The organism is Streptomyces sp. NPDC091282 (genome assembly GCF_044757385.1).
In the GTDB taxonomy this organism is placed as follows: domain Bacteria; phylum Actinomycetota; class Actinomycetes; order Streptomycetales; family Streptomycetaceae; genus Streptomyces; species Streptomyces gramineus.
In genome coordinates this window covers 203,966-223,817 of record NZ_JBIVUX010000006.1, presented here as the reverse complement: position 1 = coordinate 223,817, position 19,852 = coordinate 203,966, and the positions used below count along the sequence as shown (strand labels likewise).

Sequence of the window (19,852 nt, the reverse complement as noted above, 5' to 3'; positions counted from 1 at the left end):
CAGGCAGCGTCACGGGCGGCGGACAACGCCGCACAGAGCTCCCACACCTTGGTCACCAGTAAAGGCCCAGGTCACAGACCCAAGCCTGCCTGTTCAGCGAGAGCGTCGGCCGCCGCCGGACCCAACCCCACGGCCGCCGGCGGCAAGCGTCTCAGGCGACGGTGTACTCGGCGTCCCCGAAGTCCGCGACCACACGCAGCCGACCACCGAGCGCTTCCACGTAGGCCCGGAGGGTCGCGACCTCCGCGCGATCCAGGTCACCGTGTTCGATCGCGGAGACCCGAGGTGCCGAGACCCCCATAGACGCGGCCACTTGGCGCTGAGTCAGCGCCTGTTCACGCCTGACCTCCGCGAGCTTGTGAGCACGCACTTCAGCGGTCAGCCGGTCCATTGCCGCCTGCTTCTCCTGAGCCGACCGCACCGGCAGCCCAGCGGCCGCACGCCGCTCGCGCGCCTTGCGCTTGGTCTCCTCCCAACTCACGGCACTCATTCGTACTCCCTGGTTTCAAGATCGGCCAGATGCGTCCGGTACCGCTCCTCAGCGAGCGGAATGTTGATGTCGTACCAGCTCTGCCAGTTCCCGGCCTTGTCACCGGCCACCAGCAGTACCGCCCTGCGCACCGGATCGAAGGCGAAGAGGATGCGGATCTCGCTGCTCCCGGACGATCCCGGCCGCAGCTCCTTCAGGTGATGATTCTCAGCACCCTTGATCCGGTCGACCAGTGGACGGCCGAGCGTCGGCCCCGTGGCCGCCAGCATGTCGATAGCGTCTTCTACCTGTTCAGCGCTGTCCCAGTCCTCGTCGGCCAGCGCTTCGAACCACGCCGCGACCTCCCCGACAAGGACCACTTCCCATTGAGCCACGACCGCCATGTTAATGCAAGCGTTAACATGGCCGCGGTGATCCGAGGAGCCCGGAGCGCACCGCGAGCCCACCGGATCGAGCAGGAAACCACGATGGAAGCGACCGCTCCCGACGAAGTCGCGCCACGGTCTTTCGCCTGGGCCAGAGATCGAGCCACCCCCGGATGATCACAGCTTCCCGAGCTGACGCAGTCGACGAAGTCAGCGTGGGCAAGCGGCCTCACCCTCGCCGTGTGCGGGTGCCTACGATCACGCGGTGAGCTATGACGGCCGGACGCGGACAATACGTTCGATCCGGCGGGATCAAGCCCGCAGCACAGTGTCCGGACGGTGCTTCTCAACGGCCGGGAGGGTGATCCCGGCTGGGTGCATGAGCAGATCACGGCTGAGGAGTACGACTCCTGATCCGAGGAGCAGTGCGCCGGTATCGAGATCGAGGACGGGATGGCCGTCGTACGTCCGATCACGCCCAAGCGGCACAACCGGCTCGCTCGGATTCCGGCGAACGCCCTGGACGCCGCCGCGGGCCCAGAGTGGAACGCCGACACAGACTTCGACGTCCGTCTTCAGGACGTCCCGCTCACCAATCGCCGCCCCGACATCGTCGTGTACCGCGCAGACACGATCGCCATCGCCCCTACCCGCCCTGAGCGCGGGCTGTTGGTCGCGGAAGTGGTGTCACCGGGATCGGAGACCACCGACCGGATCGTGAAGGTCGACGAGTACGCCAAGGCAGGCATCGGCTTCTACTGGCGGATCGAGCCGGCCGCGACGGACGTTCCTCTCGTGCACACCTACATTCCCGCCCCCACGACGAAGACCTACCGGGACGGAGACGTCTTCACCGGCGCCCTCAAGGAACGGCCCCCTTCCCGGTGGAGATCGACCTCGGCCAGGTCTGACCATGCGCCGCTTGGCAATCAGGGACGTGCGGGCGATGCGTGAGCGGACCGCCAAGATCAAGGCGTCATGAGCCGGATCAAGTTGCTCGCGTAGAGGTTGCGCCGACCGGTCGGACGGCACCTCAGACGAAGTCTGGGACTCGCTCCACGACGGCCACGCAGAGACTCGACGAGCCCTGCTGCGCTCAGGGCTCTACACGATGTCAGTCACCCAGGCCAGCACACGCATCATCTGGACGATCTGGCCAGTCATCTTCCTTCCGTCGGCCCACCGCCAAGGCACCGAACTCCCAGCCTGCGCCTAACCTTTAACAGCGGCTAACACAATGAGGTGGATCAGTCCTGGCTGCCGTGTCCGGGACGGGAGTTGAGCGTTCGGTCCGGTGTGGGGACGTCGCCGTGGATCGTGTCGGATGAACTGTGGGACCGTCTGGAGCCGCTGCTGCCGCAGCGTGAGCGCAGGTTCCGGTATCCAGGTCGCAAGCCGTTGCCGGACGGGGCGGTGCTGTGCGGGATCTTGTACGTACTGCACACCGGGATCCAGTGGGAGTACCTGCCCAAGGACCTCGGCTTCGGATCGGGCATGACGTGCTGGCGCAGGCTGCGGGACTGGAACGAGGCCGGCGTCTGGCAGCGGTTGCACGAGGTACTGCTGGCCGAACTGAACGCGGCCGCGCGTCTGGACTGGTCCCGCTGCGTGGTCGACTCCTCGCACGTCAGGGCGCTAAAAGGGGGCAGCACACGGGCCCGTCGCCGGTCGACCGGGGGCGGGCCGGCCCCAAGCATCACTTGATCACCGACGGACACGGCACCCCGCTCGCGGTCCTGCTGACCGGCGGCAACCGCAACGACGTCACCCAGCTCATGCCCCTGCTCGACGCGATCCCGCCGGTCCGCGGCCGGGTTGGTCATCCTCGCCGCAAGCCGGACTCGCTGTTCGCCGACCGCGGCTACGACCACGACATCTACCGCGACCAGGTCCGCGCCCGCGGCATCGTGCCCGCGATCGCCCGCCGCGGCACCCGGCACGGCACCGGACTGGGCACCTACCGCTGGGTCGTGGAGAGGAGTTTTGCCTGGCTGCACGGCTTCCGACGCCTGCGCATCCGCTGGGAACGGCGAGCCGACATCCACGAAGCCTTCCTCAGACTCGCCTGCTGTCTCATCACCGATCGGCAACTCAGGGCACTGCGCTGACGCTGGAACCGCTGGGCACCCTATGGATGTCCGTGGCTCGTGCCATGATCCGGCCTCATGAGTGACCGATCGCTTTCGCCTGTCTGGCTGGCCTCGTGGACAGACAGAGTCTCCGGGACTCTCACGGCCATGACAGGCGAGTTCGAGCATCGGCACGGCTTCCCACCTGGGACCAACCAGGTCCGGCCGGCCGACCAGGACGATCAAGCCGCGGCTCGCACGCTCGCCCAAGTCACCCCTACACCAGCTGACCTGGTCACCTTCTACGAGAGCATCGGCGATGTCACCTGGGCGGACGTCGGCAGCGGCTACTTCCTCGATCCGGCCGGTGACGTCCTGATGCGGCTCCAGGAGTACGGCGTTGTCGACGTCGGTACGGACCAAAAGGCCCATGGCCTGGTCATCGGCTCGAACGGCGGCGGCCTGATCTATGTCGCGGGACCCGATGGGGCCGTTTACCGGACGCGGACGGCGTCGCTGGACGAACCGGAGCTCGACAAGGTGGCCGATGACCTACGACAGTTCCTGGAGTTGCTGGAGCGCTCCCTGACAAGGTTCAACGCCGACGGCGATCCGGGACACCTGTAAGCGCAGGCCCCAGCGCCCATTTTGTTAGCCGTTGTAAGCCTCACAGCCCCGAGTGGGATACGACCTCCTGACCTGCCGACGGGCTTTCGATAGTTGTCGGCGTCGGCCATCATTGAGTGCCCCTGCCCGGCCCCAGGACGGCTCAGAAGGACGCTCGTGTGTTAGCACCCATTAGGAGTGGGATCCGGATGCTTCGGCAACGGCCGATGACTGGTGCAGCCGTCGGACAGCGTCGCTGGTGCAGCACCCCGGCCCTCGCACGGTTCCTCGCTGTCGACGGTGTCGTACGGGCGCTGTTGGGTTTGCCGGCCTTACTGGTGCTGGGTACTCGTTCTAGAACATGATCTTTTCAGCAGCGTCTGCATGCGTCGCCGGTGTCGAGACCAAGTACTTCGGGCGGCATCTCTTCTCCTTCAAAGCGAGACATAAGGGCACACCCGCAGCTACTCTCTGCCCATGAGTAGGCAGCGACTGCGACTTGCACTGAAGACTTTGGACGCGGGAGATTGGAGAATCTTTGAAGAGTTTGCGGCCGACTTTCTAGCAGTTGAGTATCCCAGCCTCAGAACCATGGCCGCCACTCGGGGAGACAAAGGGAGGGACGGGCAGCTTTGCATTCCAGATGAGCAGCCAACGGACATGGTTCAGTATTCGGTCACTCCGGACTGGAAGGCGAAGATTAATCAAACCCTGAAGCGACTGGCCGAAAACTTCAAGGAAGTCAGAAGGCTCATCTATGCAACTAATCAGGAGATTGGCCCAGCAGCGGATGATCTAGTCATGATGACCCTCAAAAACAAGGGGATAATGGTTGACGTCAGAGACGCAAACTGGTTTCTAGAGAGAAGGGATACGCATCCTCAGCGAGCAAACGCAAGTGAAAGCCTGTGCGAGAAAATCGTCGACCCCCTACTCAGAAAGGAAAACATTTCTGAGCAAGTCGGGCTTGCCTTGACCGATCAAGAAGCTCGATTGGGGCTCTTGCATCTTTCTTTGCAAAATCAGGATGAAGCAAGCGAGAAGGGGCTGACTAGGGAGTCCTTCGAGTCGCTCACACTATCTGCCCTCCATGACACCTCCCCCGAGAACTTGCTGACTCGTGAGGAAATCCACGGGCGCGTAGCGTCCTACCTGCCAGCTGGCCATGAGCAGCAAGTTGATGCTCAGGTGGATGGTGCCCTAATTCGCCTCTCTGGCAAGAAGGGCAGAGTTAAGTATCACAGAAGTGAAGACAAATTCTGCCTGGCTCACAGCGAGCGAAGTAGGCTTCAGGAGAGCACCGCCGATTTTGTTCAGAGTGAGCAGATCCTAGAAAAGGAATTGGTTGAGGCGGTTCACTTCTACGGGGGACTCGTACAGGAACGAGACCAGGGTAAGGTGGGCGCCGAGCTCCGAGCCAGCCTAGAGTGGCTTCTGTTGAAACGAGGTGAGGCATTTGCCGAAGCCGTCCGTACAGGAGAAATGAATCACGCCGACAAGGAAGGGATCGAGCAGCTCCTGCAGGACGAGCCCGTCAAGAAGAGCCACAGGATTTCACCCAAGGTTGTGGCGGACGCGCTGGTACACGTTCTCGATAAGCCGGCCGAGGAAGTCAGGGCCCATTTGCGCAGGCTGGCAGATGGATACACCCTCTTTTCATTTTTGCGTCAAACCCCCGATGTCCAGAAGGTGGTTGTCAATCTCTTTTCGGAGGGGGATTTCTGGGTAGACACATCCGTCATCCTGCCTTTGATCGCCGAAACGTTGATCGAAGACCCCTCTCAGCGTCATTACACAACGATCTTCAGGGCGGCTGCAGATGCTGGCATACGGCTCTATGTGACGGATGGAATCGTTGAAGAGGTGGAAAGGCATCTTAATAGATGTCTTCAGTTCAGCCGCACCGAGTTGCGCCTGTGGAATGGGACGGTTCCCTTTCTTTATGCGGCCTATACTCTAAGTGGTCGCGGGCGTGCCGGATTTATTGAGTGGTTGGAGAATTTTCGCGGTTCTGCACGCCCAGTCGAAGATGTGCGAATTTACTTGGCGGAGGAGCTCTTCATCCATCAAAAGAATCTCACGGAGGAGGCTGACTCCGCACCCATTGAACTGAGAGCAGCTGTCCAAGAAGTGTGGAACGAAGCGCACGAGAGGCGTCGAAGGCAGAGGGAATCCGAGTGGGACCCCGCGATAACTCAGCGGCTCGTGGCCCACGATGTAGAAACCACAGTCGGCATTATTCAGCTGAGAAGTCGAGGGGCCTCATCACCCATGGGCCACAGGTATTGGTTGGTGACTCTCGATAAGGTAGCCTTTCGACTGAAGTGGGAGTTGTCCAATAGGCTTCACGAAGCGCCACCGTCACCTGTGCTCAGCCCTGACTTCTTGTCCCAATTCCTGAGACTCGGTCCGCTGAGAACTGCAATTGAGCGTGAACAGCGTGTCAATCTGCCGCTTCTAGTGGATGTTTCCAAGTATGACTACCTCCCTAAGAGCCTGGTCGAGTTGGCAGATAACCTCAGGGGCCAGTTGGCGGGGAAGAGTGAACGCCTTGTCAGGCGTGGTATCCGAGACTCGCTTGACAAGATGCGTACAGAAGAGGGTATTGAGGCAGCGGGCGGCTTGAAAGCTGCGGAAGAAAGGATTATGACGCTTCTGCAGCGGGAGGAAGAACCGCGGAGCGTATAGCAAATTGATGGCGGTGGAACGACTTAGGTGGCGCTGCTTTGGCGCGAGTGATCATGGCTCCGTAGCTTCGGGTGTGTAGGGCAGTCTGTGGACCCGCCCGGCAAGGCACGACGTTAGGGCCATGATCTTCGAGGTTCGCGCCAAAGTGGCTCCGTAAAGCCGTGGAGCCTACCGCCCCAGCTACGATCTACCCCTCCTCTGGCATCAGGCGGCAGATTGCTCTGAACCCAGCACGGGCGTCCGCCGGGCTGGAGCGGGGCGGAGACAGGAGCGCAGACCGAGTCACGCACGGGGAGCAGAGCGAGCCGCCTTGAACAAGTAGAGAACGGCGATCACTTCGGGCGTAGCCGCCACCTTGCAGTTGCTGTTTGGTGGGGGTTGGTGACCGAGCCGACTGACATCCAAGTCTGACATTAACGGCAGAAGATGTGGGCACCCCCCAGGAGACCGTACGTGGCCCGCCGGATCACTAGTTGTTTGGAGCTCCATGCCTGGTGATTGACCTCCCAAAGCGGGCGTCGCAGGTTCGAATCCCGCCGGGGGCACAGTGGTATGGGCCATCCAGTCTTCTCGGAAGTTGCTGTGCCGTAGCCGGCCGCCCTTAGGTCCGAGGAAGGCGAGTCCGTCACCACGACGGCCGGCGTAGGCGTCGAGATGCCGCTTCAGTGGTGGGTCAGTGTGGGACGTGACCGCTGGCTCTCCCTCCGCTCACCGAGGGCACCTCGTCAGGACCTCAGCATGTTGTGCTGGGGGTCGAAGCAGACCAGCCCCATGGACCGCGCCAGTGTCGCCGCGAAGGCGGAGGCTTCTTCGGCCATGCTCCAGACCATCGGGAAGTAGATGAACGGGCCGCCGGCTTCGTGGATCAAGGGCCCGGTCGACCAGGGCGAGGTTTCATCCTCGTCCTCGGTCAAGTCGCACCACCGGTCGAGCAATCCAGCAACGTACGCAGCGATACCGTCGGTCGGCGGGTGATCGACATCTGTGTCGATGTAGCGGTCGTAGAGGTCTCGGAAGATCCGTGCGGCGGCCTCGTCGTCCGCGGGTCTCTCGCCTTCCCAGACAGCCAAGTCGTAGCTCATGCCCGGGAGACTCTCACCCGGCACTGACAGCCTGTTCCAACCGGGGATCTGCCGGCCTGAACATGGCCCGTAGTTGCGCCCCTTCCGTGCCCGATAGGCCGGGAAACCACAAGGAAGCGGACCAAGTGCAAAGCGTCCGCGTGCAGCCCGGATCAGGCTTCGACGTCGTGGAAGTAGACCGTGAGACTCGGCCAATCGCCGTCCGCAGTGACCTCCGTATGCATGACGAGGTCCTGAACCTCGACCAAGCCAAGGCCTTCGATGGAGTCTGCGACCCTACGGAGCAGCGCAAGCACGTCACCCTGCCCGGTTCCCGCCGGGTTGGCCTGGGAGAAGTGTTTGATCGTCCACGATTCCATGTGCTCATGATCGCGCAGGCGCAAGCCCTCAATGCTGCCCGGCGACTTCCACCGTGGCCTGTTCGTTCGGGCTCCTTTTACCGCCCACGCACGAGACTGGGCCGACCGCATGCGCGCCGAATGGAGTCGAGCGTGACCGACCTGCGTCACTTCCAGCACGGCAGCTTCCCCGAAGGCTTCCGCCAGATGCTCATCGACGTACACGCCGACGCCTACGCCGACCAGATGGACGACCCCTTCCATCAGCGTTTTGCCCGGTTCGCCGAACACTGGTCCGACATGGATGGTTTCTCTTGTGTCGTGGCCTACGGCGGAGACGAACCGGCCGGCTTCGCCTACGGAGCCCCGCTCACGCCCGGCCGCGAGTGGTGGCGCTCCACCGGATACCAGCCGGACAACGGCTGCTCCTCCACCTACGCCGTGTCCGAGGTCATGGTCCGCCCTCACTGGCGCAAGCAGGGCATCTCCCGACGACTCCACGAAGCGCTCCTGAAGGAGCGAACGGAAGACCTCGCCGTGCTCCTGGTCGACGTGACCCACCCCAAGGTGCAGGCACTCTACGAGTCGTGGGGGTACACCAAGACCGGCGAGCAGCAACCGTTCGCGGATTCCCCGGTGTACGCCGTCATGGTCAGGCAGCTCCGGGCTTGACGCACAAGCCCTGGGAGACGCGTTGGGCGACCCCGGCTACCGGGTCCGGCTCCCAGCACTGGCCCTTGGCGAAACTCGATTGCGGCTCCTTCCAGGTCTCCGGTGATACTCGGCCATGAGCAGATTCGCCGAGGTCATCGTGTTGGCCGGCGGCGCAGAAGCGATCATGGAACCGTCGACTCAGCCGGATCCCGGTCGGCCGTGGCATGGCCAGTTCTCGGACATCGGGTACGGGATGTTCGGCGGGTGGGCCGTCGAGTTCGCACGGCGGAGTCACTGGGTCGGGCTTCTGGAACACCTGGAGTCCCAGCCCTGGCCGTCCCCGCACACCGTGCAGGTGCTGGTGCACGACGAGGAGGACGACTGCTTCGGTCTGTGGATGATGCACGACGGCCGGCTCGTCGAGGTGCCGCTGCCGCGCACCAGCCGCTACTACTGGCCGAACCACTTCACGGGCGAGGTCGATCCGGACTGCCCCGGAATCCTCACCCGCACGGACAGGTCCGACGGCTCCCGCGAAGGGGAGTGAGACTCCCGTGCCGACGGGTCGTCGCCGATGATGTCGTAGACCTCCGGCAGGCTGCCGTCGCCGTAGGCCGTCAGGTGCGTGGCGGTGGTCGTCGCGGTGGATCAGGTTCGACGTGGTCGGGCGGCTTCCGCAGCAGACGGTGACCGCGCTGCTCGCCCAGATGTCGAGGACAGCCGCCACCGCGGAGGAGCTTCCGGCCGCAGGGTGACGGTCGTGGTGCTGCCCGGCGTGACCTTGCCCTTGGAGAACGGCCCTTACTCGATCTTGGCCGCCGGGGCTCGGTCCGGTTCGGCCCGTGCGGGGAGCGGTCCGGGCGGAGTGGCGTCCGCGTCTACCGCCAACCCCCCGTGAAATCGCTGCTGAGTTGGGTGTCGCAGATGTTGTAACCGCCCGACGCGTGGGCCGACTTGGTCTTGCCGGCCACCGTCACGCTGCAGTTGATGTCTCCCGAGCCCTGGAGCTGGGCGTGCAGCGTGTAGTACATCGCTCCCTTCACGAAGGGCAGTTCGGCCTCGAACCTGCCGTTCTCGAAGGTGCCCTTGCGGGTGTCGCTGTCGGAGCCGTAGCTGATGTCGAGGCCGCCGAGTGCTCCGGCCGGGGCGGTTCCCCAGACCTTGAAGACGACGGTCTTCGGCGCGCCGGACTTCTCGCCGTCGTCCTTGGCGCCGTCGTCCTTGGCGCCGCCGGCCGACCTGTCGCCGGTCCTCGTCGTGGACGTGGACGTCGACGCGCCGCCGTGCGAGTCGTCCGAGCCGCCGACGACGACCGCGGCGGCGATGCCGATGACGACGGCCACGCCGACCAGACCGAGGCAGCCGAGACCGACGACCTTCCCCGCGCCGGGGCCCCTGCGCGGCGGCTCCGGCTGGAACGGCGGACGGCCGTAAGGCTGCTGCGGGCCGACCCAACCGGGCTGCTGGTTGTTCATGGATCCCCCTGAGATCGAGTCGACGGTGAGTCGACGGTGATATGGGGGACATGTGGTGATGCGGTGCGGTTGCCGGGCAGTGGGTGGATTCACCCGATCGTGCAAGCCCCGGTGGAGGCGTGGTGGGGGCTCGGCGGGGGCTGGATTGCAGGGCCCCTCGGTGGCGCTTAGCGTGATTGCGGGGGCTTCGGGTCCGTCGAGGGCCGGAGCCTGGTCGTCGTCGAGGGTGCCGGCACCGGTGTCGTTCCTGTCCAGGACGTCCGTCGAGTCCGTCGGACGCGGAGAGACGAGGTCCCACATGCCCCACACCATGCGCGCGCTCGTGGCCGGCGAGGTCGGCGAGCCGGCCGACGTCCTGCGGCTGGAGTCCCGGCCCGTTCCGGAGCCCGGAGCCGGTCAGGCGCTGATCCGCGTGACGGCGACCCCGATCCACGCCAGTGATCTGCACGTGCTGCGCGGCCGTTACGGCTTCTTCCCGGTCTTCCCCACGGTCGGCGGGCACATGGAGTGCGTGGGGCACGTCGAGGCGCTGGGTCCGGAGACGGAGGGGCTGGAGATCGGCGAGCGCGTGGTGGCCGTCGCCGTCCCGGCCGTACCCGGGCCGCCCGTGATCGGCACCTGGCAGGAGTACCTCGTCGCCGACGCGCACCGGCTGCTGCCGGTCCCCGACGACCTGAGCGACTCCAGCGCCTGCCAGCTCGCCGTCAACCCGCTGACCGCGCTGCTCCTGGTCACGCGCGAACTCGACGTGCAGCCGGGCGAATGGCTGTTGCAGACGGCCGCGGGCTCCACCGTCGGCCGGCTGGTCATCCAGCTGGCCCGGCACCTGGGGATCCCCACGATCAACGTGGTGCGGCGGCGCGCCGCCGTCGACGAGATCAAGGCCCTCGGCGGTGACGAGGTCATCTGCACGGAGGACGAGGACCTGGCGCGGCGGGTGGCCGAGATCGCGGGGCCGGACGGGGTGCGCAAGGCCACCGACTGCGTCGCCGGTCCGGTGGGCGCCCAGGTGTCCCAGGCGCTGTCCCCGGGCGGCGAGGTCGTGGTCTACGGCGCGCTCTCCACCCACCGGCAGACCGACCCGGCGGCGCTGACGATCCCGTTGCAGGCCCGTTCGGTCATCTACGAGGCCAAGACGGTCCGCGGGTTCTGGCTGAACCGCTGGTTCGGCTCCGCCAGCCCGCCGGAGGTGCTGCGCGCGCTGTCCGAGGTGTGCACGCTCGTCGCGGACGGAGTGCTGACCATCCCGCCGGGCCGGCCCTTCCCGCTGGACGGCTTCGCCGAGGCCGTCGCGTTCGCCGAGGAGCCCGCCCACGGCGCCAAGCCGCTCTTCGTCTTCGACGGCGCCAGGACCTGAGCCTGGACCTGGACCTGGACCCGGACCTGGCCCCGGAGCCGGACCTGCGCCCGGCCTCGGAGCCGGGCCCGGCCGTCGCTCCGGACCCGGTCCGCGAGCGGGTCCCGGCCGGAAGGGGGGACGGGCGTGGGGTCCTGGCCATTGGGTGCCGGGCCCGGTGGGTCTATCGTCGGAATCATGGGCCAGGACGAGGAGGACGGCCGGTGATGCCGCAGGACGAGGCCGTGATCGGCCGCACGGGGGAGGTCCTCATAGGGACGCGCGGTCCCGCGGGTCCCGGCGAGGTCCTCGTACGCGTCAGGGGCGGCTCCGAGACGTTCCTCGCCTGGTCGGAGGAGCCCCTGCCGGTGGGCGCCACGGTGCTCGTGATCGAATCACGTGGATGCCGTGAGGTAGGCGTCATCGAGTGGGTGGATCCATTGGACGCGCTCGGCGACAGTGCCGAGGCCGGCTGAGGAGTAACAGGAATGTTCGGATACCGCGTACCCGCTCCCGACGAGGCGATGTTGATCTCGGGGGGCAGGCGGGGACTGGGGGGCGCGCCGTTCCGAGTGGTGACGGGGCACGGCAAGTTCGTGCTGCCGGTCGTACGGAAGGTCAGGTTCCTCACCCTGTCCATGTGCGAGTCCGAGGTCACCGAGACCTGCGTGACGAGGCAGGGCATCGCGTTGCACGTCCGCGCGGTCATCGCCTTCAAGGTCGGCAACGACCACGAGAGCATCATCAACGCGGGCCAGCGCTTCCTCTCCGACCAGGAGCAGATGTCCGTGCTCACCGGCCGGATCTTCGCGGGTCACCTGCGGGCCATCATCGGTTCGATGACGGTCGAGGAGATCGTCACCGAGCGGCAGAAGCTCGCCGCCGAGGTGCTGGACACCTCCAAGACGGAGATGGCGAAGATCGGCCTCATTGTCGACTCGCTGCAGATCCAGTCCATCGACGACGGCGACACCGGCTACATCGACGCGATGTCCGCGCCGCACAAGGCGGCCATCCAGCGGCAGGCCCAGATCGCCCAGGCGCAGGCCACCCAGGCCGCTGTGGAGGCGGAGCAGGTGGCGGCCCGCAACCAGGCCGAGTACGCCCGGCAGACCGCGATCGTGAAGGCGGAGTACTCGGCCGAGGTGGACCGTGCCCAGGCGCAGGCCGCGCAGGCCGGTCCGCTCGCGCAGGCGCACGCCCAGCAGGAGGTGCTCGCCGCCCAGACGGAGCTGGCCCTGCGCCAGGCCAAGCTGCGCCAGCAGCAGCTCGTCTCCGAGGTCGTGAAGCCCGCGGAGGCCGAGGCCGAGCGGGTCAGGATCCTCGCCTCCGCCGAGGCGCAGCGGATGAAGATCCAGGCGGAGGCGGCCGCGTCGTACGACCGGGTCGCGCTCGACCGGATGCTGATCGACCAGCTGCCGCAGATCGTGAAGGAGGCGGCCGGCGGTCTCGCGGGCGCCAACGTGAACGTCCTCAACGGCGCGGACGGTCTCGGTGAGATCGCCGCCGGGCTGGTCTCCCAGGGCCTGACGATCCTCGACTCGGTCCGGCAGAACCTGGGCGGCCAGGACTCCGACGGCCACCGCCCCGAGAAGGACACGGACAAGGGCGGCAGCTCGCTGCTCCAGCTGCCGTCCAGCAAGGGCCGGAAGTCGGACGACGGTCCGGTGGACGTCGACTAGGGACCGTGGGAGCGGCGCGCCGGGCCCGGTGCGCGCGGTGTGCGGTGTGCGGGACCGGAGGCCGGCCGGGCCGCACCCCGGTCCGGCCGGGCGGCCGCTTTCTTTACGCACTCCTGACGCCCGCTCCCGCATCCCGTGGCGTCCGGCCGGTGTCATCTTCCTTACCGGATCCTCGTCAGGATCACGTCGGAGAGGGAGTGAGTGCCGATGGACGGCGCTGTCATAGGGGTCGTAGTCGCTTTCGTCCTGGGCCTGTTGGTCCTGCGCAGCGGGATGCGGGTGGTCAACCAGATCGAGCGCGGGGTCGTGTTCCGGTGGGGCAAGGCGCTGCCGGCCTACCGGCACCCCGGGGTCACCTTCCTCATCCCCTTCGCCGACCGGATGCGCAAGGTGAACGTGCAGGTGGTCACCATGCCGGTGCCCACCCAGGAGGGCATCACCAAGGACAACGTGTCCGTGAAGGTGGACGCCGTCGTCTACTTCCGGGTCACCGACCCGATCCGGGCCGCCATCGAGGTGCAGGACTACGTGTTCGCCGTCGGGCAGGTCGCCCAGTCGTCGCTGCGGTCCATCATCGGCAAGAGCGACCTCGACGACCTGCTCACCGACCGGGAGCGGCTGCACGAGGGGCTCGCCCTGATGATCGACAGCCCGGCCGCCGAGTGGGGCATCCACATCGACCGCGTCGAGATCAAGGACGTGCAGCTGCCGGAGTCGCTGAAGCGGTCCATGTCCCGGCAGGCGGAGGCCGAACGGGAGCGGCGGGCCCGGGTCATCACCGCCGACGGCGAGTTCCAGGCCGCGCAGCAGCTCGCGAACGCCTCCCGGATCATGTCCGACACGCCGGAGGCGATGCAGCTGCGGCTGCTGCAGACCGTCGTCGAGGTCGCCGCCGAGAAGAACTCCACGCTGGTGATGCCGTTCCCGGTCGAGCTGCTGCGCTACTTCGACCGCGCGGCCAAGCGGCTGGACCAGGAGGTCGAGAAGAACGACCGGGAGCTGGACGCCCCGGAGGGACAGGCCGCGCTCAGGGCCGGGATCGAGCAGATCGCCGCCGTCGCGGACCGGTTCGGGCCGCAGGCCGAGGTCACGGCCGCCGCCGACCGGGAACCGTCACCGGAGCCCCCCGCCGCCGCCCCCACCGAGCGGTAGCTGTAGCGGTTGCCTTGGCGCCGCCCGTGTCCCGGCCGTGGGCCTAGCCATATCACTAGACCTGGCCCTGGCCGGGCCCCGTCCGGTCGTGCCACGGAGTTAGCATCCGCTTATGACGACTACCGAGAACAACGGATCCGTACTCGACACCGAGATCGGTGCTCTCCAGGGCGGTTCCGCCGACCTGTCGGGGTACGCCGGCAAGGCCGTGCTCATTGTCAACGTGGCTTCCAAGTGCGGCCTGACCCCGCAGTACACCGGCCTGGAGCGGCTCCAGGAGCGGTACGCGGCGCAGGGCTTCACCGTGCTCGGCGTGCCCTGCAACCAGTTCCTCGGGCAGGAGCCCGGCAGCGCCGAGGAGATCGCGGAGTTCTGCTCGGCGACGTACGGCGTGACCTTCCCGCTGACCGAGAAGGTCGAGGTGAACGGCGAGGGCCGGCACCCGCTGTACGACCGTCTCACCCCCTTCGCCGACGACGAGGGCCACACCGGTGACATCCGCTGGAACTTCGAGAAGTTCCTGATCGGCCGGGACGGCCACGTCGTCGCCCGGTTCGCGCCGCAGACCGAGCCGGAGTCGGCGGAGGTCGTCGCGGCGGTGGAGAAGGCCATCGGCTGAGCCTCCCGGCTCTGCGGCGGCGGTCACGGGAGTCCCTCCGGTGACCGCCGTCGGCGTTCCGCGCCCCGCTTGACCCTGCCCCTGGGGCAGGGCCGGGGGTCGGCCGGACCGGGCCACGGGGCCCGGGCCGGTGGCACAAGCCGAGCCCCCTCGGCAAGGACGGCGAGCTAGTCGAGAGGGCTCTTGTGGTGACGCTTGTGCAGTTGTGGTTGTCGTCGTCGGGAGCGTGGCCGATCGGTCAGCGAATACCCCTACGCCTTGACCGTGGCCACGAACGCGTTCCACGCGCCGGCCGGGAACGCGAGGACCGGGCCCTCGTCGACCTTGGAGTCGCGTACGGCGAGTCCAGCGGTCGTCGGTGACTTGACCTCGACGCACGCCCCGTTCCCTGCGGAATAGGAGGACTTCGTCCACGTCTCCGTGGCGCCCTGAAGCAGTGCCATGTCCACTCCTGTAACGAGTTGCTGTAGTGCGATTCGCGCCAACCTTCTGACCGGTTGGCGTGATCGACGCTACTAGCCAACTCCCCCGCCCGGAGCACTCGTTCACTCGACCGGGTGGCATATTCCAGGGGATCCTTCCGCTGGAGGGTAGCGCCGGTGTACGATCCGGCGCTCACCGTCCGGGAGGGCTCAGCGGGCGTACTCCTTGGCCGCGTCGGAGATGAACTGCCGGGACTGCTCGACGTTCAGCGACTGGGCCCGCAGGTGCTCGTACATCACGGCGTACTTCTGCACGTCGTGGGCCTTCTCCAGGTACAGGTCGCTGGTCACGCCCTCCAGGTAGACGACGCTGGAGTCGGCCGCGTCGGCGAACTCCAGGATCGCGTACTGGCCGTTGAGACCGGGGTGCGCGCCCACCTCGAAGGGCAGCACCTGCACGGTGATGTGCGGCTGCTGGGACATCTCGATCAGGTACTCCAGCTGCTCGCGCATCACGAGCCGGTTGCCGACGAGGCGGCGCAGCGCGGCCTCGTCGAGCACCACCCACAGGCGCAGCGGGTTGTGCTCGGCGGTGATACGTTCCTGTCGCCGCATCCGGACCTGGACCCGCTTCTCGATGTCGGCGGCGGAGGTCTCCGGCAGCGCGCCCTGCACCAGGGCCTCGGCGTACGCCCGGGTCTGCAACAGCCCGGTGACCAGCTGGGGTTCGTACACCCGCAGCGACTCGGCGTCGGTCTCCAGACCGATGTAGACGCTGTACGGGATGTCGCCGAACGCGTGCCACCAGCCCTGCTGCCGGGAATCCCGGGCCATCTCCATGAGGGACTCGACGACCCGCTGGTCCTCGACCTCGTAGACCCCGCACAGGTCGCGGACGTCACGCTGGCTGATGCTGCGGCGGCCGTTCTCCAGCCGGCTGATCTTGGACTGCGAAACGAGCAGCCGCTCCGCCACTTCCTCCGCCGTCATGCCCTTGAGCTCACGGAGCCTGCGCAGCTCCTGGCCCAGCCGGCGTCGCCTGACGGTGGGATTGACATTGGACGCCACGGGACGCGCACCTCCGGCTGCCTGCCTGTAAGTACCACTTTGCGTATCTGCTGTTGAGCAGACTGCCACCAAGGTGCTTCCTACCGCTGGGAAACCGTGTATATGCAGCGCGTACGCGTTCGGTTCGGGCACGTTCCGCGGAAAAACCGGGCGGGGCGGTGAGGCGCGTACCGCGTGCGCCTCACCGCCCCGTCCGGACCAGCGGCTCCCGAACCTGGTCTCAATGGTGCTGTGTTGCCTGCTGCCGCCGTGTCACCGCGGCTCAGTGCACCGCGGCCCGCGCCATCGCGCCCGCGCCTCGGCGCGGTTGCATGGGAACACCGCGAGCGGGTTCCGGCGCACCGGGCCTGACCGCGGGCCCGGCTCCCGGCCCGGCTCCGGGTCCGGCCTGACGCCGTGGCTGGGCGCCCGCGCCGTTCTGCACGTCCATGACGGCGTGGGCCACGAGCCCGCCCATCGGGTCGTGCCGGATCAAGTCCCGCAGCCGGGAACGCGAGGAGCGTCCCTCGTTGCCCGGATACAGGTGCTTGCCGAGGCCGACCGCGTGGGCCAGGGCGGCGAGCGCCGCGGTCCGCGGGTCCGGTGGTACGCCGGTACGGATCGCCGAATCCAGGCGGGCTCGGATCTCCCGGCTGATCTCGTTGTCCGTCGCCTGGTACCGGGTCGTCGGCAGCACCCCGCACATCTGGCCCGCCACGGCATGCACCATGCCGCACCGCTCCAGATGCGAGAGGTACGTCTGGCGAAGTCCCAGACGTGGCCCGCCGATCCAGTGCACAGCCCGCACGGGAGCGCCACGCCTTCGCAGCAACTCCAACGCGCAGTCCAAAGTCGGATCTCCAGTCGGCCGTGGCTGCACCACGGCGATACGATCCCCGTCTGGGGCTATCCGTCCGGCCAGCGCCAGCTCCACTAGCTGTGCTCCGGCCAGACCGAGGTCGAGCGACTGCGGCTGTGCAGTGGTACCCGTCGTCGGGTCCAATGCCAGCAGCAGAAGCTCCTCCGGAATAGTTCTGCGGCTCCTGCCCATCCATGCCTCCCCGCGTGGATGAATGACAGGGTGACCCCTCTCACATTGGTCTGTCGAGGGTGCGTGACCGGTTTGTAAGGGAACCGGAAGGTATGTCGTTCTCGTCTACCACAGGGGCTAAGCCCGCACACAGGACACTGGTACATGGTTCGGACAGCGCACGGAGACGTGCGAAGCGTGGAGGAGGCATCGGTGGCGGGCGAGTCCCCCGACAGGTCGAAGCAGCGCGAGTCGTCGGCGGAACCGACGTCGGGGAGTGCGGGAACGGTTCCCGAACCACGCGACCCACGGCTGGCGGTGGCCGCCGAGGACGACAAGGAGACCGCCGGCGGCGTGGACACCGCGACCCGGGTCTTCTCGGTACGGGACGTGAAGCCGGACGGCGAGGACGACACGGAGCTCCGTCAGGCGGTGGCGGCGTGGGTGCGCACGGGCACGCCCGCGACGGAGGGCGAGGCCTCCGACGCGGACGCGGAGAAGGCCGAGCGGCCCGAGGCGGCCACGGAGCCCGGAGAGGGCCCCGAGGGCGCCGCGGAGCCCCAGGACGCCCCGGGGGCGCCGGAGAAGGCCGGCGAGGCCGCCACGGCACCCGAGGCGACGAACGACGCGGAGGCGGACGTGGAATCCGTGACGGCGGAGGCAGAGGCGGACGCGGACGCGGCGCCGAAGGCTGCCGCCGAACCGGAGGACGCGGCGCCCAGGGACGAGCCCGAGGCCTCCGCCGTCCCCGAGGACGCAGCCCCCGAGGACGCGACCCCCGAGGCCGCCCCGAAGGCCGACGCCGAACCCGAGGACGCGACCCCCGAAGACGCCGTACCCGGCGATGAAGCCGCGGACGCCGAGCCCGAGGACGCGACGCCCGACGACGCGGCCTCCGAGGCCGAGCCGAAGGGCGCCGCCGAACCGGAGGACGCCGCACCGGAGACCCGGTCCGAGGCCGACGCCGCACCGGAGGACGCCGACCCCGAGGACGCGGCCTCCGAGGACGCCCCGAAGGCCGACGCCGAACCCGAGGACGCGGCCCCCGAAGACGCCGTACCCGGCGGCGAAGCCGTGGACGCCGAGCCCGAGGACGCCCCGCAGGGATCTCCCGCGCCCGACAACGATTCCCGCACGGGGGACGCGGACGCGAAGGCGAAGCCGGTCGACGGCGCCGTCGACCAGGCGACCACCATGCTGAAGGCGCCCCGCTTCCCGCAGGTGGACCAGCCGACCACCACGCTCAAGCTCGGCGCCGAGCCGAAGAAGCCGGCGTCCGACCCCGAGCGCACCAGCAAGTTCGTCGCCCTGAAGTCGGACCTCAAGCCGGACGCGAAGCCGGTGACCAAGCAGCCGGCCACCGGTCAGCCGGGCACCGAGCGGCCGGCCGCCGAACCCGGCGCCAAGCCCGAGACCGCTCCCGGCACCGGCGCGGGCACCGCCTCCACCACCCGTACCACCGTCCTGCCCCAGGTCGGCCCCGAGCGCACCACCCAGGTGCCGCTCCCGCCGAAGCCCCCGCTGGACCTGCTCGCCGAGCTGACCAACACGCCTCCGCCGCCGGAGACCCCGGTCAGGACCGCCGTCCGGCGCGTCAAGATCTGGACGCCCCTGGCCATCGTCCTGCTGATCATCTTTGCGGTCGTACAGGCTTTCCGCCCGCTGCCGCAGCCCACCCTCTCGCTCACCGCGAAGGACAGCTACACCTTCGACGGCAGCAAGGCCGACATTCCCTGGCCGGCCGACGGACAGGCCGCACTGGACGTCCAGGGCATCGGCTCGTTCGGCTCCTCCGGCGACCAGAAGTCCGTGCCGATCGCCAGTGTCGCCAAGGTGATGACCGCGTACATCATCCTGCGCGACCACCCCCTGAAGAGCGGTGCCGCCGGCCCCAAGATAAAGATCGACCAGGCGGCCGAGGACCAGTCGAACGCCGGACAGGAGTCGACCGTCGACGTGACGGCCGGCGACTCGATCACGCAGCGCGAGGCCCTGGAGGGCATCCTCATCGCCTCCGCCAACAACGTGGCCCGCCTGCTGGCCCGTTGGGACGCCGGTTCCGAGAAGGCGTTCGTGGCGAAGATGAACACCACGGCGAAGAAGCTCGGCATGACCAACACGACGTACACCGACCCCTCCGGCCTCACCGACTCGACCGTCTCCACGGCCGTGGACCAGGTGAAGCTGGCGAAGGCCGCGATGGCGAGCGAGCCGACGTTCCGCGAGGTCGCCGCGATGATGTCGTACGACGACTACAAGGGCACCAACCACGGCAACTGGAACCAGCTGGTCGGTCACAACGACGTCGTCGGCATCAAGACCGGCACCACCACCTCCGCCCTCGGCAACCTGGTCTTCGCCGCGAAGAAGGACGTGAACGGCGAGACCCGCACGATCATCGGCGCGGTGCTCCGGCAGCCGGCCAGCGCCGCCTCGGACAACAGCATCCTCACCGCCGCCCTCAACGGCGGCGACAAGCTGATCCGGGCCGCCCAGGGCGCGCTGAAGTCGGCGACGATCTACAAGAAGGGTGCCGTCGTCGGGTACGTCGACGACGGTCTCGGCGGCCGTACCCCGGTCGTGGCGACCGAGGACGTCACCGCGGTCGGCTGGTCGGGGCTGAAGGTGAAGCTGACCTTCCAGGCCGACGACGTGCCGCACACCGCGAAGGCCGGCACCAAGGTCGGCGCGCTCACCGTGGGTGACGGCTCCGGTTCCGCGGTCCAGGTCCCGGTCGCCCTGCAGAAGGATCTGGCCGAGCCCGGGTTCACGAGCAAGCTGACCCGCATCGGCTGAC

The 19,852-nt window shown here is 67.4% G+C and carries 19 protein-coding genes and 1 pseudogene; 12 read left to right on the top strand and 8 right to left on the bottom strand.

The window, feature by feature from the left end; translation table 11 throughout:
* Positions 1–151 precede the first annotated feature (151 nt).
* Together ACIQOE_RS28140 and ACIQOE_RS28135 are read right to left on the bottom strand one after the other, a co-directional pair.
* A complete protein-coding gene (locus tag ACIQOE_RS28140) occupies positions 152–490 on the bottom strand; it encodes an XRE family transcriptional regulator (RefSeq protein ID WP_365564909.1) in 339 nt (112 codons plus the stop codon).
* A complete protein-coding gene (locus ACIQOE_RS28135; RefSeq protein ID WP_401414452.1) occupies positions 487–873 on the bottom strand; it encodes a type II toxin-antitoxin system RelE/ParE family toxin in 387 nt (128 codons plus the stop codon). The genes ACIQOE_RS28140 and ACIQOE_RS28135 overlap by 4 nt, the downstream gene beginning before the upstream one ends.
* Positions 874–1,194: 321 nt before the next feature.
* On the opposite strand from ACIQOE_RS28135, the pseudogene ACIQOE_RS28130 reads away from it, so the two are divergent.
* The 4 genes and pseudogenes from ACIQOE_RS28130 (at position 1,195) to ACIQOE_RS28115 (ending at position 6,218) form a co-directional block, all read left to right on the top strand.
* Positions 1,195–1,766: pseudogene (locus ACIQOE_RS28130) on the top strand (Uma2 family endonuclease).
* A 346-nt stretch (positions 1,767–2,112) separates the two neighbouring features.
* Positions 2,113–2,963, top strand: a protein-coding gene (locus ACIQOE_RS28125; protein WP_401414737.1) for an IS5 family transposase whose coding sequence is annotated in 2 segments (ribosomal slippage) — positions 2,113–2,475 and positions 2,478–2,963 — 849 coding nt in all. Because the reading frame shifts where the segments join, the coding sequence is not laid out codon by codon here.
* Positions 2,964–3,092: 129 nt separating this feature from the next.
* Entirely contained in the window at positions 3,093–3,551 is a 459-nt protein-coding gene (locus ACIQOE_RS28120; protein WP_401414450.1) for an SMI1/KNR4 family protein, read from the top strand.
* A 456-nt stretch (positions 3,552–4,007) separates the two neighbouring features.
* A complete protein-coding gene (locus tag ACIQOE_RS28115) occupies positions 4,008–6,218 on the top strand; it encodes a hypothetical protein (protein WP_401414448.1) in 2,211 nt (736 codons plus the stop codon).
* A 725-nt stretch (positions 6,219–6,943) separates the two neighbouring features.
* Here ACIQOE_RS28115 and ACIQOE_RS28110 read toward each other — a convergent pair.
* On the bottom strand, positions 6,944–7,300 hold the full coding sequence (locus ACIQOE_RS28110; RefSeq protein ID WP_401414446.1) for a hypothetical protein: 357 nt from the start codon (positions 7,298–7,300) through the stop codon (positions 6,944–6,946).
* 152 nt (positions 7,301–7,452) lie between these two features.
* The gene (locus ACIQOE_RS28105; protein WP_401414444.1) at positions 7,453–7,683 is read right to left on the bottom strand and encodes a hypothetical protein; all 231 of its coding nucleotides are present in this window, start codon (positions 7,681–7,683) and stop codon (positions 7,453–7,455) included.
* A 96-nt stretch (positions 7,684–7,779) separates the two neighbouring features.
* On the opposite strand from ACIQOE_RS28105, the gene ACIQOE_RS28100 reads away from it, so the two are divergent.
* Together ACIQOE_RS28100 and ACIQOE_RS28095 are read left to right on the top strand one after the other, a co-directional pair.
* Positions 7,780–8,310 carry a GNAT family N-acetyltransferase gene (locus tag ACIQOE_RS28100; protein WP_401414442.1) on the top strand — a complete coding sequence of 177 codons (531 nt, stop codon included), beginning with the start codon at positions 7,780–7,782 and terminating at the stop codon, positions 8,308–8,310.
* Between the two features lie 115 nt (positions 8,311–8,425).
* A complete protein-coding gene (locus tag ACIQOE_RS28095; protein ID WP_401414440.1) occupies positions 8,426–8,839 on the top strand; it encodes a hypothetical protein in 414 nt (137 codons plus the stop codon).
* A 331-nt stretch (positions 8,840–9,170) separates the two neighbouring features.
* On the opposite strand, the gene ACIQOE_RS28090 is transcribed toward ACIQOE_RS28095, so the two are convergent.
* Positions 9,171–9,767, bottom strand: a complete 597-nt coding sequence (locus ACIQOE_RS28090) for a hypothetical protein (RefSeq protein ID WP_401414438.1) — start codon at positions 9,765–9,767, stop codon at positions 9,171–9,173.
* 298 nt (positions 9,768–10,065) lie between these two features.
* Here ACIQOE_RS28090 and ACIQOE_RS28085 point away from each other — a divergent pair, with 298 nt between their 5' ends.
* The 5 genes from ACIQOE_RS28085 (at position 10,066) to ACIQOE_RS28065 (ending at position 14,556) form a co-directional block, all read left to right on the top strand.
* Complete coding sequence (locus ACIQOE_RS28085; RefSeq protein WP_399012585.1) at positions 10,066–11,124, top strand: zinc-dependent alcohol dehydrogenase family protein; 1,059 nt, start codon at positions 10,066–10,068, stop codon at positions 11,122–11,124.
* Positions 11,125–11,330: 206 nt separating this feature from the next.
* Positions 11,331–11,579 carry a hypothetical protein gene (locus tag ACIQOE_RS28080; RefSeq protein WP_351321171.1) on the top strand — a complete coding sequence of 83 codons (249 nt, stop codon included), beginning with the start codon at positions 11,331–11,333 and terminating at the stop codon, positions 11,577–11,579.
* Between the two features lie 12 nt (positions 11,580–11,591).
* A complete protein-coding gene (locus ACIQOE_RS28075; RefSeq protein ID WP_351321173.1) occupies positions 11,592–12,785 on the top strand; it encodes an SPFH domain-containing protein in 1,194 nt (397 codons plus the stop codon).
* 207 nt (positions 12,786–12,992) lie between these two features.
* Positions 12,993–13,937 carry an SPFH domain-containing protein gene (locus tag ACIQOE_RS28070; protein WP_401414435.1) on the top strand — a complete coding sequence of 315 codons (945 nt, stop codon included), beginning with the start codon at positions 12,993–12,995 and terminating at the stop codon, positions 13,935–13,937.
* Between the two features lie 112 nt (positions 13,938–14,049).
* Positions 14,050–14,556: a glutathione peroxidase gene (locus ACIQOE_RS28065; RefSeq protein WP_351321177.1), complete on the top strand. Its 507-nt coding sequence runs from the start codon at positions 14,050–14,052 to the stop codon at positions 14,554–14,556.
* A gap of 251 nt (positions 14,557–14,807) precedes the next feature.
* Here ACIQOE_RS28065 and ACIQOE_RS28060 read toward each other — a convergent pair whose 3' ends face one another.
* From ACIQOE_RS28060 to ACIQOE_RS28050, 3 genes are all read right to left on the bottom strand, one after another.
* Positions 14,808–14,999 carry a DUF397 domain-containing protein gene (locus ACIQOE_RS28060; protein ID WP_351321179.1) on the bottom strand — a complete coding sequence of 64 codons (192 nt, stop codon included), beginning with the start codon at positions 14,997–14,999 and terminating at the stop codon, positions 14,808–14,810.
* A 189-nt stretch (positions 15,000–15,188) separates the two neighbouring features.
* A complete protein-coding gene (locus tag ACIQOE_RS28055) occupies positions 15,189–16,046 on the bottom strand; it encodes a helix-turn-helix transcriptional regulator (protein WP_365576632.1) in 858 nt (285 codons plus the stop codon).
* 262 nt (positions 16,047–16,308) lie between these two features.
* Positions 16,309–17,076, bottom strand: coding sequence for a GPP34 family phosphoprotein (locus tag ACIQOE_RS28050; RefSeq protein ID WP_351321183.1), 768 nt, complete (start codon positions 17,074–17,076; stop codon positions 16,309–16,311).
* 177 nt (positions 17,077–17,253) lie between these two features.
* On the opposite strand from ACIQOE_RS28050, the gene ACIQOE_RS28045 reads away from it, so the two are divergent.
* Entirely contained in the window at positions 17,254–19,851 is a 2,598-nt protein-coding gene (locus tag ACIQOE_RS28045) for a serine hydrolase (RefSeq protein ID WP_401414432.1), read from the top strand.
* The last annotated feature ends 1 nt before the right edge of the window (position 19,852 follow it).

Excerpts from the sequence above, each read along its gene's own strand:
- ACIQOE_RS28140 (WP_365564909.1), bottom strand. The coding sequence starts at position 490 with ATGAGTGCCGTGAGTTGGGAGGAGACCAAGCGCAAGGCGCGCGAGCGG.
- ACIQOE_RS28135 (WP_401414452.1), bottom strand. The coding sequence starts at position 873 with ATGGCGGTCGTGGCTCAATGGGAAGTGGTCCTTGTCGGGGAGGTCGCG.
- ACIQOE_RS28120 (WP_401414450.1), top strand. The coding sequence starts at position 3,093 with ATGACAGGCGAGTTCGAGCATCGGCACGGCTTCCCACCTGGGACCAAC.
- ACIQOE_RS28115 (WP_401414448.1), top strand. The coding sequence starts at position 4,008 with ATGAGTAGGCAGCGACTGCGACTTGCACTGAAGACTTTGGACGCGGGA.
- ACIQOE_RS28110 (WP_401414446.1), bottom strand. The coding sequence starts at position 7,300 with ATGAGCTACGACTTGGCTGTCTGGGAAGGCGAGAGACCCGCGGACGAC.
- ACIQOE_RS28100 (WP_401414442.1), top strand. The coding sequence starts at position 7,780 with ATGGAGTCGAGCGTGACCGACCTGCGTCACTTCCAGCACGGCAGCTTC.
- ACIQOE_RS28095 (WP_401414440.1), top strand. The coding sequence starts at position 8,426 with ATGAGCAGATTCGCCGAGGTCATCGTGTTGGCCGGCGGCGCAGAAGCG.
- ACIQOE_RS28090 (WP_401414438.1), bottom strand. The coding sequence starts at position 9,767 with ATGAACAACCAGCAGCCCGGTTGGGTCGGCCCGCAGCAGCCTTACGGC.
- ACIQOE_RS28085 (WP_399012585.1), top strand. The coding sequence starts at position 10,066 with ATGCCCCACACCATGCGCGCGCTCGTGGCCGGCGAGGTCGGCGAGCCG.
- ACIQOE_RS28080 (WP_351321171.1), top strand. The coding sequence starts at position 11,331 with ATGCCGCAGGACGAGGCCGTGATCGGCCGCACGGGGGAGGTCCTCATA.
- ACIQOE_RS28075 (WP_351321173.1), top strand. The coding sequence starts at position 11,592 with ATGTTCGGATACCGCGTACCCGCTCCCGACGAGGCGATGTTGATCTCG.
- ACIQOE_RS28070 (WP_401414435.1), top strand. The coding sequence starts at position 12,993 with ATGGACGGCGCTGTCATAGGGGTCGTAGTCGCTTTCGTCCTGGGCCTG.
- ACIQOE_RS28065 (WP_351321177.1), top strand. The coding sequence starts at position 14,050 with ATGACGACTACCGAGAACAACGGATCCGTACTCGACACCGAGATCGGT.
- ACIQOE_RS28060 (WP_351321179.1), bottom strand. The coding sequence starts at position 14,999 with ATGGCACTGCTTCAGGGCGCCACGGAGACGTGGACGAAGTCCTCCTAT.
- ACIQOE_RS28050 (WP_351321183.1), bottom strand. The coding sequence starts at position 17,076 with ATGGGCAGGAGCCGCAGAACTATTCCGGAGGAGCTTCTGCTGCTGGCA.